This window comes from Pseudobacillus sp. 179-B 2D1 NHS, assembly GCF_045370945.1.
Lineage (GTDB): Bacteria > Bacillota > Bacilli > Bacillales > Domibacillaceae > Pseudobacillus.
Genome location: NZ_JBIQDP010000004.1, coordinates 78,592 through 92,857, shown reverse-complemented (window position 1 = coordinate 92,857; position 14,266 = coordinate 78,592). Strand labels below are relative to the sequence as shown.

General features: G+C 42.7%; 15 protein-coding genes and 1 riboswitch. Of the genes, 1 reads left to right on the top strand and 14 read right to left on the bottom strand.

All coding sequences use genetic code 11. The annotated features are described in order from the left end of the window. Nucleotides 1-33: 33 nt before the first annotated feature. Nucleotides 34-164, bottom strand: a riboswitch (FMN riboswitch). Between the two features lie 130 nt (nt 165-294). The 12 genes from ACH0BF_RS05630 to ACH0BF_RS05575 all read right to left on the bottom strand — a co-directional run bounded on the left by ACH0BF_RS05630 (nt 295) and on the right by ACH0BF_RS05575 (nt 11,506). Then, nucleotides 295-483 (bottom strand): hypothetical protein, encoded by a 189-nt coding sequence (locus tag ACH0BF_RS05630; protein ID WP_120032677.1) that lies wholly within the window; start codon nt 481-483, stop codon nt 295-297. Between the two features lie 106 nt (nt 484-589). After that, nucleotides 590-2,362, bottom strand: coding sequence for an ATP-binding protein (locus tag ACH0BF_RS05625; protein ID WP_406909006.1), 1,773 nt, complete (start codon nt 2,360-2,362; stop codon nt 590-592). Continuing rightward, nucleotides 2,359-3,075, bottom strand: coding sequence for a response regulator transcription factor (locus ACH0BF_RS05620; protein ID WP_120032683.1), 717 nt, complete (start codon nt 3,073-3,075; stop codon nt 2,359-2,361). Before ACH0BF_RS05620 ends, ACH0BF_RS05625 begins: the two co-directional genes overlap by 4 nt. A 131-nt stretch (nt 3,076-3,206) precedes the next feature. Next, nucleotides 3,207-4,394 carry a c-type cytochrome biogenesis protein CcsB gene (gene ccsB, locus ACH0BF_RS05615; protein ID WP_120032686.1) on the bottom strand — a complete coding sequence of 396 codons (1,188 nt, stop codon included), beginning with the start codon at nt 4,392-4,394 and terminating at the stop codon, nt 3,207-3,209. A 156-nt stretch (nt 4,395-4,550) separates the two neighbouring features. Further along, nucleotides 4,551-6,164 (bottom strand): cytochrome c biogenesis protein ResB, encoded by a 1,614-nt coding sequence (gene resB, locus ACH0BF_RS05610; RefSeq protein WP_340853440.1) that lies wholly within the window; start codon nt 6,162-6,164, stop codon nt 4,551-4,553. Between the two features lie 16 nt (nt 6,165-6,180). Next, a complete protein-coding gene (gene resA / locus ACH0BF_RS05605; RefSeq protein ID WP_120032692.1) occupies nt 6,181-6,714 on the bottom strand; it encodes a thiol-disulfide oxidoreductase ResA in 534 nt (177 codons plus the stop codon). Between the two features lie 173 nt (nt 6,715-6,887). Next, nucleotides 6,888-7,619, bottom strand: coding sequence for a pseudouridine synthase (locus ACH0BF_RS05600; protein WP_120032695.1), 732 nt, complete (start codon nt 7,617-7,619; stop codon nt 6,888-6,890). Between the two features lie 212 nt (nt 7,620-7,831). Next, a complete protein-coding gene (locus tag ACH0BF_RS05595) occupies nt 7,832-8,341 on the bottom strand; it encodes a spore maturation protein (RefSeq protein ID WP_182917147.1) in 510 nt (169 codons plus the stop codon). 18 nt (nt 8,342-8,359) lie between these two features. Further along, the gene (locus ACH0BF_RS05590; protein ID WP_120032701.1) at nt 8,360-8,953 is read right to left on the bottom strand and encodes a nucleoside recognition domain-containing protein; all 594 of its coding nucleotides are present in this window, start codon (nt 8,951-8,953) and stop codon (nt 8,360-8,362) included. Nucleotides 8,954-8,968: 15 nt separating this feature from the next. Beyond that, nucleotides 8,969-10,084, bottom strand: coding sequence for a D-alanyl-D-alanine carboxypeptidase family protein (locus tag ACH0BF_RS05585; protein WP_340853438.1), 1,116 nt, complete (start codon nt 10,082-10,084; stop codon nt 8,969-8,971). 95 nt (nt 10,085-10,179) lie between these two features. Next, complete coding sequence (gene scpB, locus ACH0BF_RS05580; protein WP_340853437.1) at nt 10,180-10,770, bottom strand: SMC-Scp complex subunit ScpB; 591 nt, start codon at nt 10,768-10,770, stop codon at nt 10,180-10,182. Beyond that, the gene (locus tag ACH0BF_RS05575) at nt 10,757-11,506 is read right to left on the bottom strand and encodes a segregation/condensation protein A (protein ID WP_340853436.1); all 750 of its coding nucleotides are present in this window, start codon (nt 11,504-11,506) and stop codon (nt 10,757-10,759) included. The genes scpB and ACH0BF_RS05575 overlap by 14 nt, the downstream gene beginning before the upstream one ends. 156 nt (nt 11,507-11,662) lie before the next feature. Here ACH0BF_RS05575 and ACH0BF_RS05570 point away from each other — a divergent pair, with 156 nt between their 5' ends. After that, nucleotides 11,663-12,208, top strand: a complete 546-nt coding sequence (locus ACH0BF_RS05570; protein WP_340853434.1) for a DUF309 domain-containing protein — start codon at nt 11,663-11,665, stop codon at nt 12,206-12,208. A gap of 124 nt (nt 12,209-12,332) precedes the next feature. Here ACH0BF_RS05570 and ACH0BF_RS05565 read toward each other — a convergent pair whose 3' ends face one another. Both ACH0BF_RS05565 and lysA read right to left on the bottom strand, forming a co-directional pair. Further along, nucleotides 12,333-12,689 (bottom strand): GNAT family N-acetyltransferase, encoded by a 357-nt coding sequence (locus ACH0BF_RS05565; protein WP_120032716.1) that lies wholly within the window; start codon nt 12,687-12,689, stop codon nt 12,333-12,335. A 229-nt stretch (nt 12,690-12,918) separates the two neighbouring features. Beyond that, nucleotides 12,919-14,238, bottom strand: coding sequence for a diaminopimelate decarboxylase (lysA, locus tag ACH0BF_RS05560; protein ID WP_120032719.1), 1,320 nt, complete (start codon nt 14,236-14,238; stop codon nt 12,919-12,921). Between the last annotated feature and the right edge of the window lie 28 nt (nt 14,239-14,266).

The following is a 14,266-nucleotide window of genomic DNA, read 5'->3' as shown; positions in this document are numbered from 1 at the left end:
GTTCAAATCTGCACATTTTGAACGCCGGCAGACCTTCACCTTCTCCCATCCAGACTATACTGTCGGCTTTGGCTTCTCACCAAATCAACCTTGCGGCTCGCGGGCTTAGAAACGATTATTTCCATACCGCCGGTCGGGAATTTCACCCTGCCCCGAAGATGAATATAAGATTTTTCCTAGCGGCCTTCACCTGTTACAACAACAAGTAACGACCAGTAGATTTAATTAAATAATAACAATCCCCCAAAAAAAAAGCAAGGGGGGCAGCCCCTTGCTTTTGCTAATAACCTAGATTTACATACTTTGCTGCCGAGCCACACTATCTGTATGTACCCTTCCTGCTATCTCCTCCAAGTGACTATTATGGATAAGAGACTGCTTTTTCTCATTTCTTGATTGTGCAAGCCCTCCCCCGATCATCAACAAACTAACACACAAAGCCATAAGCAAAGCGATCATAAAACGTTTCATGTAGTCTTTCATGGTGCACCGCCTCCAACTTGCTTTTTTGCTGCCCTTTTAGTTGTATGACGGAAAGCGTTTCCAGTATGACTATTTTTCTGGATAAACAAGCAAAGCGGTAAATTACTTACTCTCCGGGCAGGCGAAATGAGAAAATGGTTCCTTGTCCCAATTTGCTCTGTACTTTAATGCTGCCATTATGAGCGGAGATAATATTCTTTGCAATGGAAAGGCCGAGCCCCGTTCCAGAACGGCCTCTTGTCCGGGCCTTATCCCCTTTGTAAAAGCGTTCAAACACAAAAGGCAAATCCTCTTCGCTAATTCCCGCTCCAGAATCCTGGACGGATATATGATGGCCATCTGCTTTTAACTCATAGCTCACTTTTACGAAGCCATGTTCCGGTGTATGGCGCAAAGCATTATCAATCAAGTTGGTTAAAACTTGCTCAATGCGATCAGGATCCAATTTAGTTAATATTTTTTCATTAGGAATCTGCCACGTTAAATCAATATGCTTTTCTTTGGCAATCCCTTGGAATTTATCAGTCACCCGCTGAATAAACGCTGGAAAATCCACTTCTTCTAGATTCAAAGAAATATGTCCCGCCTCCATCCGTGCCAAATCTAAAAGCTCATTGACAAGCCGGCCAATCCGCAGTGACTCATCATAAATGATTCGAGCCATTTCTCTTTTTTCGTCTTCTGTAGCAGCAATATCATCAATGATTGCCTCGCTATAGCCTTGAAGCATAGAAATCGGCGTACGAAGCTCATGAGAAACGTTCGCTACAAAATCCTTTCTTAACTTGTCAAGCCGGCGCTCTTCCGTCATATCACGAACAACAGCAACCGCTCCACGAACGTTTTTCCCATTATAAAGCGGACTAACAATAATGACATAAGAACGGCCTTGAATAGAAAACTCGCCAATTTTTTCGGTCTCTGTTTGAACCGCCTCTTTCAAGAGTTCTTCGACGAGCGAAGGCATCATTTGCTTTGGGTTTTCTTTCTCCACTTCATAATACCAATTTTGCAAAAATCGTTCTGCCGGCGGGTTAGTAATTAAGATCGTGCCGTCCCGGTTAAAGGTTATAACGCCATCAGCCATACTGCTCAAGATGCTAGCCAGTTGCTCTTTTTCCTGGTTTAACGCGTGAATATTGTGATTGAGCTGCTTTGCCATTTGATTGAACGAAGTGGCCAGCGCCCCAATTTCATCACTCGTTAAAATAGGAACCGTCGTATCGAAGTTTCCTTTCGTCAGTTCATTGGCTGCCTCTCTCATTTTACGCAAAGGAGCTGTAATTCTCGTTGACAGGAAAAAGGCAAAAATCGTCGTTAAAAAAATCGCAATGCCAGCAGCCAGCAGAATAAGCTTCGTCGTTTGATGAGAGGTTTCTTTAATGACTTCAAGAGATTGATAAATGATAACAGCGCCGCCCTGGCCCTTCTTCATTTCGAGTGGAACAGCAATAGCAATTGAGTTCTCATGGCGATTGGTCCGGCCGTCTTCATTTACCTCCAATTCTGCTTTTACTTTCTTTTTATCTGTAAATACACGAGATAATATAGGGTGATTCACTATCTCACTTCGTTTGAGTCGATTGAGGGCCGAATCATTCGGTGAATAATGAAAAGTCTCTCTGTTTTCAGCAATAATGACATGAACAGGCTCATCCACCAGCTCCCAGGCTACTTCCATTCCTGTTTTTTTGTCTTCATGTTCGGAAATTACCTTAGCGATTTTTACCGCTGTTTCTGATAATCCGCTCTCCACTTCGTTCGTATGATAATTCTCAAAGAATTCCAGCAACAAAATGGTAAGAAAGAAAAGAACAAAAGAAACGAGCAGCAAAATCGTCATCCACAGTTTCCCTACTACACTTCTCCAAAGCTTCATTCATTTACGACCTCAAATTTATAGCCTACTCCCCATACTGTCACAATCATTTTTGATGCTTTCTCTGACACTTTATTTAATTTTTCACGCAGGCGCTTTACATGTGTATCCACTGTGCGCAAGTCGCCAAAAAACTCATAATGCCATACTTCTTTTAGTAAATGCTCCCGGTCAAATACTTTGTCCGGCGATTTAGCAAGAAAATAAAGCAGTTCATACTCTTTAGGTGTTAAATTCACTTCTTCTCCATCAGCAGTAACGCGGTGTGCGTCATTATCAATGGTTAAATGCGGATAGACAATTAAATCTTTAGACTTTGTATCCGTTTGTAAATAAGAGGTTGGCGAAGATCTTCTAAGCAGTGCTTTGACCCGCAAAACAACTTCTCTCGGACTGAACGGCTTCACAATATAGTCATCCGTCCCCACTTCAAAGCCTTGGACCCGGTTTGCCTCTTCTCCTTTTGCCGTTAACATGATTACAGGCGTAGATTTCTTTTCTCGCAATTCCTTGCACACTTCAATGCCGTCTTTACCAGGCATCATAATATCCAACAGAATGCAGTCATATTCTTTATTCAACGCAAGCTCAAGAGCTGCTTCTCCGTCTTCTGCTTCATCGACTTCATAATTTTCACGCTCTAAATACATCCGAAGCAGACGACGTATCCTTTCTTCATCGTCAACGACTAAAATTTTCAGTTCATTATCCACCTAAATTCCTCCCTATATGTACAATAAAATTCCTTCTAAACTGCAATCTTGTCTTTATTATCAACTAATCAAAGCTGTTTTTCAATTCATTCGCGCCTTTATAAAAAAGCCTCCGCACAAGGCGGAGACAGTTAGGCATATGAATGAAGACCAGCAATAACCAGGTTGACAGCGACAAGGTTAAACATAATAATAACGAACCCGATTACAGCCAGCCAAGCTGACTTTTGTCCATGCCATCCTTTTGACAAGCGCAAATGCAAAAAGGCAGCATAGAACAGCCAAGTAATGAGCGCCCATACTTCTTTCGGGTCCCATCCCCAAAACCTTGTCCAAGCAATCTGCGCCCAAATCATTGCGAAGATTAAACCGCCAAGTGTGAAGACAGGAAAACCGATTAAGATAGCGCGATAACTGACCTCGTCCATTAAATCCGTGTTCACATTTTTAACGAGCGGCTTAACAAGGGCTCCAATGCGTTTTCTTGTCAGCAGGCGAATCAGGCCATACAATAATGCACCAGCAGCAAGTGACCAAATCGTCGTATTCAATTTTTTCGAATTAATAAAGGCCGGCATGTCTACAATCGGTTCAAACTTATCTTTCGTTAATAGTTTCCCCTCATTTGGACCCACAATCGCCGGTACAGTAAACGTCTCTTTAGCTACGTTGCCCTCTTTGTTAACATACTCAAATTGCGCTTCATAACCGGATAGCGTAAAGGTAGTTGTTACTGCGACAAACCCTACAACCGCAATAAGGCTATACATAATGAGTTCGAGCCAAATCGTCTGTTTGCTGCGCTTGGACTGATCAATCGTTTTCACTAAATAAACTAGTCCAGCAATAAAACTGATGGCAAGAATGCCTTCCCCGGCTGCCACAGTTGTTACGTGAATATGCAGCCATTGGCTTTGGAGAGCCGGAATGAGCGGGCTAATATCACGTGGAAACATGCTTGCATAAGCAATAATAACCAGTGCAACCGGCAAGGCAAACACGCCGAGCACAGGAAGACGATACATGAAATAAATAATGATAAAAGCGCCAACTAGCATCATTGAAAAGAATGTAATAAATTCAAATAGATTACTTACAGGCGCATGACCTGAAGCAGCCCATCGAGTAAAAAAGTAACCTAGCTGGGAAGCGAAGCCAAGCACAGCTACTGTAATACCTAATTTGCCCCAGCGGTTTTCTGCTTGTTTTTCTCCATTTTTCTTTGGACGAATGGCTCCGCCAAAGAAAAATGTCGCGATCAAATACATAATAAATGAAGCATATAGCAAATTCCCGCTCCATTGGACTAAATCGGACATAGAACGATTCCTCCTTTTAAATTAAGCTATGTCACATTCTAGTCGATTGTTGGCTCCGTGTCTTAGACTCCTCTCCCCTGCTATTTTATTGTTATAAAGGATGAGCCTTAGCCGAATAAGCCAACCTCCGAATCTACTCTTCTAAACAAATCTTTCTTATCCTTGTTGATCTTCCGGCATTGGAATAGCCGTGTCCTCAAGAACAGAATTGATTTCTCTTTTTAGCCCATGCCAGTTTTTATTCGTATGAGCAGCAACATATATTTCACCGTCTATTTGACGAATCCACAGACGGCGATGGTTCCAGTAAGCCCCCTGAATCACTCCGATCATAAAAATGGCTCCTCCTACACCAAGTATCCATAGAGTCAAGTCTTTACGCACGGTTAAAGCTGAGATGTTTCGTGTTTCAATTCCTCTGAATTCCATTTTGTAATCGGTTTTCCCTACAGGTTCAAGCGTTTGACGGATCGCTGTAAAGCTGATTTCCCCTTTCGGATGCTCAGGAGAAACCATTTTGAATAAGAAAGCCGGATTGTTCGGAAGGGGAGATTTTGTTTTTGGTTCTCCATCTGACCCTATGCCATCATAATCAGGATAGTAACCAACAATTTCGACTTTATATCCATTGCCGAGATCATATGTATCTTTTGGATTAAAGAGATCAACCTTCACTCTGCCCGCTTCTTTTTGTGTCGCTTTGTTTGTCAGGGCCAGTTCCATTGCTTTCATTTCATCTTTGCTGTAACTGTCCTGATAAAGAGCGAATTTATCGAATTTCAGCGGCTCATTCACCCTAATCTCCGCATCTTTCACCTTTACAAGCTTTGGCTTTGCCCCTGGAAGATCCCGATTTTCATCTCTGTAAAGAACCGCATCGGTCTGATAATTTTTAACGACATTCCCTGTTCGTTTGAGCGCTTCCTTGAAAACTTCCGGATCTTTCTTCTCATCGTAATTTTCAATGGTGAATTTTTCGTTTTTTAAGTAATACTCTCCCTTTGTACCCGGGATTTCAAGTGTTTCTCCTTCCCGAATCCATAGCATTGCGTCCGTATACATGCCATCTGCGGATCGAAGCATCGCTCCAATTAAAAAAATAATTAATCCGATATGGTTGACATAAGGACCCCAACGAGAAAAGCGCCCTTTTTCAGCAAGAAGGCTGCCATCTTCTTCTCGGATATGATAACGTTTGCTTTTCAATTTTTCTTTTACTTTATCAAGCTCTTCAGGCTGAAGCGCTCCTTCTTTTAAAGCAAATAAGCGCTGTTTTTTCATAAACGAACCATGCCGGGCGACGCGCTGGTTCTTTAGCGCCCGATATAACGGAATAACACGGTCCAAGCTACAAATAACGAGTGACACGCCGATTGCTGCAATTAAGCCAATAAACCAAATAGAATTATATAGATCATAAAACCCAAGCGTGTAATAGATTTTGCCGGCCGTTCCGTAGGTCTCCTCATAATAAGTTTCCGGAGACACATTGTTCGGAATAAATAGCTTTTGTGGAAAAATTGTTCCGATAGAGGAAGCAATTAACGTTAATACAATCAACCAAATACCAACCTTAACGGAAGAGAAAAAATTCCAGATCTTGTCAACAATCGTTTTATTATACGTTTGTGACCGACGGGCACTGCCTTCGTAACGCATATCATGCAGCTTTTCTTTCTGCGCTTCTTCAGTCAGTGCCCTGCCGCAGGACTCACATAAAATCGTTCCATGTGGATTTACGTGGCCACATTCACATTTTACCTTCGCCATACTCAAACTCCTTAAGTTAAGGTTTCACTTTTTCAAACAAAGCTCGCACCTGTTCTTCTTTCACTAATCCACCAATAACAATTTCTTCAACCTTTCCTTCAGGGCTAATCATAAAAGTAGCCGGAAGCGGATTAATTCCGTAAGCATCCTGAACCTCTTTTGTAGAATCAATAGCAATCGGAAAAGTCAGGCCATACTGCTTGGCGAACTTTTTCGTCTGTAACTCAGAATCACCAACATTGACGGCAAGGACTTCCACTCCCTGGGCTTTAAATTCTTTAGACAGCTTTTCCATATGAGGCATTTCTTTTTTACATGGTTCGCACCAGGTTCCCCAGAAATTCAAGAAAACGCCCTTTCCTTTATAGTCGGATAACTGCCGTTCTTTCCCCGATAAATCTGTCAAAACAAAATCAGGCGCTTTGTCGCCTTTTTGCAAGTTGCCGCGCGCTTCTTTCGTTAAATTCGAGTAAAACGTATAGCCAACCGCTACCGCAAGTACCGCTAAAATAATAGAGCGAACGATTAACCTTTTTTTCTTTTTGTTCAAGTCCTTGGGCCCTCCTTATGAAGTATAGACATGTGTTTTTCTACTTATCCTTCAATGAATGGGAAGTTTAATTGTAGTTATTCGACAAAAAAGTTTCAAAACTACCCCCATTATACCATTTTGTCTTTTTGTTGCTAAAAAGGGATTTGAAGGATATGTGACAGTTTAGTCATCTATCGCAGAGAGCCTGTCTCAGCTAGTGTACGCAGCTGTTTCACTTCATGAGTTGTCAGTTCGCGAAATTCTCCTGCATTCAACCCATTTAGATTCAAAAAAGCATAGCGTTCCCTTTTCAGCTTCTGCACCTCAAAGCCAATTGCTTCAAACATGCGCCGTACCTGACGGTTTCTCCCCTCATGTATCGTGATCTCAATCAGTGACCGCTGTTTTTTTCTATCGACGGACAGTTCCTTCACTTTTGCAGGTGCTGTCTTGCCATCTTCAAGCTGAATGCCTGTTGCTAATCTCTTAAGCAAATGACGCTGCGGAATCCCATTCAGGCGGGCTACATACGTTTTATCTATTTGGTAGCGGGGGTGAGTAAGCAAGTTAGAAAACTCTCCATCGTTCGTTACAATTAACAAACCTGATGTATCATAGTCTAAGCGGCCTACCGGAAAAATTCGCTGCTCTACAAATGGAAAGAAATCGGTTACTACTTTCCGTTGTTTGTCATCTGACACAGCGGAAATCACTCCGCGCGGTTTGTAAAATAAATAATATACTTTTCTTTCTCTCTCCACCGGAACCCCGCCGACTTCTACCCGGTCAGAAACCCCTACTTTTGTCCCTAGTTCTCTTACAACTTTTCCATTCACTTTTACTTTTCCTTCAATAATCAGCTCTTCCGCTTTCCGCCTGGAAGCGATACCGGCTTGAGCAATCACCTTTTGTAGCCGTTCCATTCTTTTCACCTCAACGTTTCAGTATGTGTCCTTATGCATTATTACACATCCATCCAAATAAGAAAAGAGCGAGGCTTCTCTTGGAATTCAGCCACAAAAAAGCGATTGTTGCAGATAGCCATGAGCCCTCTGCAACAATCGCTGTTTGATTATTTATGAAAGATAGAAACATTTGTCTATATAGCCCCTTTAAGCCGTTTGAATACATCGTCTTAAAACATCCAGGAAACAATGACGAGTGCTGCAATGAATCCTGCTACGTCAGCCCATAGCCCAACTTTTAAAGCGTCCCCCATTTTTTTGATGCCGACCGCACCAAAGTAAACAGTTAACACGTAAAAGGTTGTATCAGTGCTTCCCTGCATGACTGAAGCAAGCCGGCCGATGAAAGAATCTGGTCCATGAACAGCGATTAAATCACTAACCATGCCCAGTGCTGCATTTCCAGAAATCGGGCGAATAATAGCAAGCGGAAATACTTCCGGCGGCAAACCGATCCATAGCAAGACAGGCCTCACCCATTCTACTAAACTATCCAATGCTCCTGAAGCCCGAAAAATTCCGATCGCCACCATCATTCCAATAAGATAGGGAATAATAGAAACGGCTATATGGATGCCTTCCTTTCCCCCTTCTACGAAACTCTCATACGTGGGTACTTTTTTAAATGTGCCGTACAATAGAATAAAAGCAATCATGATTGGTATGATCCACATAGACATGAGAGAAAGCCAAGCCACTTACTTCCCCTCCCTTTTTTTTCTTCTTATATAAAAAAAACGATCAATTGCTATAGCTGCTACCGCTGAACAGGCTGTAGCTAAAATTGTGGGTGCAATAATTTCAGCAGGCGAAGCGGAATGATAGGAAAAGCGAATAGCGAGTACGGTCGTCGGAATAAGAGTAATACTTGATGTATTAATAGCGAGAAAGGTAATCATAGACCGGCTTGCTTCCGCTTTCCCGCCATTCAGCCGCTTCAGTTCCTCCATCGCCTTGATGCCGAGGGGCGTAGCGGCATTTCCAAGCCCAAAAAAATTGGCGGTCATATTAGAAAGAATGTATCCCATTGCCGGATGGCCGGACGGAATATCGGGAAAAAGCCTTTTGGCAAACGGCTCAAATAACCGGGCCAGCTTCTTTAATAAGCCAGCTTCTTCGGCTATTTTCATCAAGCCGAGCCAGAAGACGAGCACGCTAACCAGCCCGATACAAATCGTTACTGCTTCACCAGCCGATTTAAACACCGCTTCATTTACTTCTGCCATTTTTCCATTTACCGCGGCAAAGATCAGTCCAATGATTGTCAGCCCTACCCATATAAAGTTAACCATTCTTTATCCCGCCGTTCATGACCAAGGCAACCAGTCCTTCCACTTTTTCCATATTGATGTGTCCTTCTCTTGCTTTTCTGCCTTATAATAAATCGGAACTGAATCCAGCTTTTTCTTTTTCAAATATACCTCTGCTCGTCCTACTACAGCCGGCGCTTGCCCATTTTCCCATTGCTTTTTTGGTTTGAGCATCTGATAGCGAACGGCAACCTTCTTTTCTTCTTTCTTTGTCAAAGGATAGAACACCTCTCGCTTTAAATAAAGACGATCTTTATAAAACGGGTGATTTCCCGCTTTCACCTTTCCTTTTTGAAGAATAATTCTAGGATCATAATTTGCAAAGCCTTGTTCATAGAGGTAAATGTGGTCATTCCAGTCATCTGGTGCATTCAATGTGACGGCAATCAAATCCAGATCGCCCTTTGTTGCTGTCGTGACAAGCGTTCTTTTTGCTTTCTTCGTATATCCTGTTTTTCCACCTGTACAGTATTTATACTTTTCTGTTAACAAGCGATTTTTGTTATACCAAATTCTGTCCCACTCGCCTTCCGGATCGGGTGATCTATATACTTCTGTACCGGAGATTTTACGGTACTTGGCATTTTTCATAGCATATCGCGTCAATAATGCCATGTCATAAGCGGTAGAACGGTGCTTCTCACTGTCATCCAGCCCGTGGGGGTTGGCGAAGTTTGTATTTTTCATACCGATTTCCTTGGCCTTTTCATTCATTAAGTACACAAAACCTTCCACGCTTCCGCCAACATGCTCTGCAATAGCCACTGCCGCATCATTTCCTGACCGAAGCATGAGGCCGTACACTAAATCCTCAAGCGGAATTTTTTCTCCTTTTTTTAAATAAACAGAGGAACCCTCCGTGTGCACAGCCCGTTCACTTACTTTCACTTTTTCATCTAGCTTGTCCGATTCGATCGCAATGATAGCTGTCATAATCTTTGTTATGCTGGCAATGCGCATGACAGCATGAGGGTTTTTTTCATAAAGGATCCGTCCGCTTTGCTGTTCCATTAATACAGCACTCGCTGCACTCGGTCCGGCTGCTGCTGCAGAGGCCCCGGATGTCAGAAACAGCAGGAAAGCCAGGATGGCAATTGGCAGCTTTTTTTTCATCCACTCTTCTCTCCCTTGCTCATTTGTACAAATATATGCCAAATGAGCATATTTAGAATGGATAGAAAACAAAAAAAGCGGCAGCCGCCGCTTTTTTAAGATTCGTTTGCAAACACTTGCTCAAATTGTTCAAAAAACAAATCAGCTTCCTCCGGTTCAGAAGAGGCCAGCTCTTCAGAAAGCGGCGGAAGCTCCGCCAAATCCTTCATTCCAAAACAATCAAGAAACTCTTTCGTTGTGCCATATAATATCGGCCGTCCCGGCCCCTCGCTTCGCCCCGTTTCCTTAATCAGCCCTTTGACCGTAAGGGTGTGAAGGGCACTTTCTGTTTTTACTCCGCGGATTTCTTCGATTTCTGCTCGGGTGATCGGCTGCTTATAAGCAATGATCGCCAGCGTTTCAAGTGCAGCCTGGGACAGCGTCTGCGGCTGGCTGCTCTCAACCAGTTTCTTTAAATAAGGAGCATGTTCTCTTTTCGTTGCCAGCTGATAAGTGCCTGCCAATTCGATCAATCCAATGCCTCGCTCTTCATCCTTCTCATATCTTTCTTTCAGCTCTTCTATAATGCCTGCAGCTTCAAACTCTTCTACTTCAAGTACTTGAGCGAGCTGCTTTAAAGTCAGTCCACCATCACCTGCCGCAAAAAGCAAACTCTCTGTTATGCCTAGCCAATTAACAACCGTCATCGATTGCTCCTCCTTTCGCCCGGATGAACAACTCTGAAAAATTTTCTTGCTGTTCTACTATAACCTCATTTTGCTTCATCAGCTCCAAGACAGCTAGAAAACTAACCACTAGCACTTCCTTGTCTCCTGCAGTAAATAACTCACCAAACTTAAATAACTTTCCGCTTCGCTTCAGCCTGGATAAAATCTCATCCATCCTCTTTTCAATCGGAATTTCCTGTCTCGCTATGGTGGCGACATAGGGCCGCTTTAATTTTTTTCGTCGAAGGAGCTTATGGAACGCCCCGAGCATATCATACACTGTTACATTTAAATCGGCTGCTGTTGGTTCTTCGTTGCTAAAAGCCGTCAGGTCACTTGGCGCCTTTGTAAAGAACTGCCCTCGCTCCAACTCTTTGTCTTGGAGCTTCTTAGCTGCCTCTTTAAACTTCCTGTATTCCACCAGCTGCTCAACCAGTTCTTCACGGGGATCCTCTTCCCACGCTTCCTCTGTCTCTTCTTCTTCGTGAACAGGGAGAAGCGTCTTGCTTTTAATGGCAAGAAGAGTAGCGGCCATCACCAAATACTCACTCGCAAGATCGAGTTCCAGCTCTTTCATCGCATGAATAAATAGAAGGTATTGTTCCGTAATTTCTGCCATTGGAATATCATATATATCTATTTCCAGCCGCTGAATTAAATGAAGCAACAAATCAAGCGGCCCTTCAAACACTTCTGTTTTTACGTTATATTGCATTCTTCATCACCAGTTCTTTTTCAAATCCGTCAATCCATCTCCTGTTTTTAGTATAGAGGAATACTGTTTTGTGTCCAGCCATTTTTTCAATTTGATTGAAATGCTGGCAGCGTGGTAAAGTAGAAGCAGTAAGCACATCCATTTGGGAGGACGTTCATGTATTCTTTTCCGCTACCGTATTTGAGTTTTTTGGTTCATTTCCATGAAAGTCATGATTATTTTGAATGCCACGAGGTGCTTGAGGAATATTGGAAAGAAAAAACCGATCAATCACGGGACTCTGTTTGGGTCGGGCTGATTCAAACAGCCGTTTCTTTATATCATCATCGCCGCGGCAACCTGGCTGGGGCAAAAAAATTAGCTGCTAAGGCATTAAAAATTCTTAAAAAACGAAAAAGCGAACTGACCGAACTGGGGATCGACAGCGAGGCATTTATCAGCCAGTTTGAACACCGCCTGCAAGAAATAAAGGAGGAAAAAGCATTTACTGAAATGGCCATTCCCTTTGCAGACAAAGAAGTGGTTGAGCAATATCGCCGCTTCCATGCAAGCTGTGCTCCGTCCTTTTTAAAAGAAGATCCATCTTACCTGTATAACAAACATCTATTGAGGGACCGTTCCCATGTTCTTGCTGCCCGTGAACAGTCGTTAAAAGAACGGCATAAACTTCTTCCGACAACCGATCCGCCTGCTAATCCGTAAAAATCATTGGACGTGGCCGACTTAGGTGTCGCCTCCTGTAACTAAGCGACACCGTTCCAACAATACAGTAAATCGTACTTTTCCTTTTATTATTTTTTAACACAGCTAAGAAGACCCGGCGTCATTACACCGGGTCTTCTTCTTGTTCGCACTTATAAAAGAAAGCAGATGTAGACGAATTAGGTACAAGATGCTTATCGGAATAAAGGTCTTTCAACGCTTTTAGCATTTTCTTCCCAATTCCTTCCTGTCTGTAGGATGGGTTTACGCTAATATGCTGGATTTCCACTTTATCAGCTGTGATCCTAGCTCCTATTGCGCCTACAATATCTTCTTCTTTCCATAAATATAATTGCCAGTCATCTGCTGTTTCATACGATTTCATCGTCTCTTGAAGTTTTTTAATGTCTTTTTCTTCAGGCATGAACGACAGCAAACCCATAGCTATTTTTTCAAAAGCTTTTTTATAACGAATCAGCATCCCAAGTCCCTCTTCAGTTTAATTCTCAATATACATTTGCTAATTTCTCTATCTTTTCGCCATTTACTATGTTACTAAAGCTTTGGGAATTAAGCAACTTCCCTTCCATTTATTTCATAATAAAAAATGCGTAATAGCATCCCCATCCAATGGAGAACAATAGCAATATGATAAAGAGCCATACATTCTTCTTGTTCAACGTATTTCACCTCTAGTCGACGGCGGGCAGCTACTGCTTCACTGTTACATTTAACGGTAAATCTAACTTGACCAGATCCTCATAGCTTTCCCTTCTAATCACTAATTCAGCCTGGCTATTCTCTACAAACACGACCGGCGGTCTCGGAATACGATTATAATTATTCGCCATGGAATAGCCGTAAGCGCCTGTACAAAAGACTGCAAGAAGATCATTATTCGATGCTTTAGGAAGCGGTAAATCCCAGATTAGCATATCACCAGATTCACAGCACTTTCCTGCAATGGATACCGTTTCTTCTATCGGATCGTTCGCCCGATTCGCAAGTACAGCCTCGTACTTGGCATCGTATAAGGCCGGGCGAATGTTATCGCTCATTCCCCCGTCTACAGCCAGATATTTTCTGACTTCTGGGACAGATTTTTCAGACCCAATGCGATATAGAGTAATCCCTGCGTCACCGACGAGTGACCGCCCCGGCTCAATCCAAATTTCAGGCATGGCAAGACCAAGCTCAGCCGTCTTTTTCTGTACTTCTTTAATAATCTCTTCTACATACTTGGAAGGGGCAAGAGGTTCATCTTCTTCTGTATATCGAATGCCAAACCCTCCGCCAAGATTTAAAACTTTGGATTCAAATTGGAAGCGATCTTTCCACTCGGACAGCTTATTAATAATCTTATCAGCAGCCAATTTGAAGCCCGTTGTTTCAAAAATTTGTGAACCAATGTGGCAATGAAGGCCCAGCAATTCGATTCCCCTCATCTCCACTGCCCTTTTTAAGGCTTCTTCTGCTTGTCCATTATTCAAATCAAACCCAAACTTAGAATCTTCCTGTCCAGTTAAAATGTAGTCGTGAGTATGTGCTTCAATTCCAGGAGTAACACGCAACAAAATATTGACTTTCTCCCCTTTTTCATTGCAAATGGACTCCAGTAATTCCAGCTCATAAAAATTATCAACCACAATGCAGCCGATGCGGTATTCAAGCGCCATCATCAATTCTTCCCGGCTTTTATTGTTGCCGTGAAAATGAATACGTTCAGCCGGGAAGCCAGCTTTCATCGCAGTGTAAAGCTCTCCTCCGGACACTACATCCAAAGATAAGCCTTCTTGATTTGCAAGCTGCATCATACCAACAGCGGCAAAAGCCTTACTTGCATAAGCAACCTGGGCCGTCACGCCAAGCTGTTCGAATGTGTGTTTAAACCCTCGGGCTCTTTCCCGAATTAATGCCACGTCATAAATATACAGAGGGGTGCCATAGTGTTCAGCTAAGCTGACAACATCAATTCCTCCAACTTCTAAATGCCCTTCTTTATTTATACAGGCTGTTCCATATGTATGCATACCCTCACCTCGATTCTTGGAGTTTTGT

Excerpts from the sequence above, each read along its gene's own strand:
- ACH0BF_RS05630 (WP_120032677.1), bottom strand. The coding sequence starts at position 483 with ATGAAAGACTACATGAAACGTTTTATGATCGCTTTGCTTATGGCTTTG.
- ACH0BF_RS05625 (WP_406909006.1), bottom strand. The coding sequence starts at position 2,362 with ATGAAGCTTTGGAGAAGTGTAGTAGGGAAACTGTGGATGACGATTTTG.
- ccsB (WP_120032686.1), bottom strand. The coding sequence starts at position 4,394 with ATGTCCGATTTAGTCCAATGGAGCGGGAATTTGCTATATGCTTCATTT.
- resB (WP_340853440.1), bottom strand. The coding sequence starts at position 6,164 with ATGGCGAAGGTAAAATGTGAATGTGGCCACGTAAATCCACATGGAACG.
- ACH0BF_RS05600 (WP_120032695.1), bottom strand. The coding sequence starts at position 7,619 with ATGGAACGGCTACAAAAGGTGATTGCTCAAGCCGGTATCGCTTCCAGG.
- ACH0BF_RS05595 (WP_182917147.1), bottom strand. The coding sequence starts at position 8,341 with ATGTCTATGTGGATCATACCAATCATGATTGCTTTTATTCTATTGTAC.
- ACH0BF_RS05590 (WP_120032701.1), bottom strand. The coding sequence starts at position 8,953 with ATGGTTAACTTTATATGGGTAGGGCTGACAATCATTGGACTGATCTTT.
- ACH0BF_RS05585 (WP_340853438.1), bottom strand. The coding sequence starts at position 10,084 with ATGAAAAAAAAGCTGCCAATTGCCATCCTGGCTTTCCTGCTGTTTCTG.
- scpB (WP_340853437.1), bottom strand. The coding sequence starts at position 10,770 with ATGACGGTTGTTAATTGGCTAGGCATAACAGAGAGTTTGCTTTTTGCG.
- ACH0BF_RS05575 (WP_340853436.1), bottom strand. The coding sequence starts at position 11,506 with ATGCAATATAACGTAAAAACAGAAGTGTTTGAAGGGCCGCTTGATTTG.
- ACH0BF_RS05570 (WP_340853434.1), top strand. The coding sequence starts at position 11,663 with ATGTATTCTTTTCCGCTACCGTATTTGAGTTTTTTGGTTCATTTCCAT.
- ACH0BF_RS05565 (WP_120032716.1), bottom strand. The coding sequence starts at position 12,689 with ATGCTGATTCGTTATAAAAAAGCTTTTGAAAAAATAGCTATGGGTTTG.
- lysA (WP_120032719.1), bottom strand. The coding sequence starts at position 14,238 with ATGCATACATATGGAACAGCCTGTATAAATAAAGAAGGGCATTTAGAA.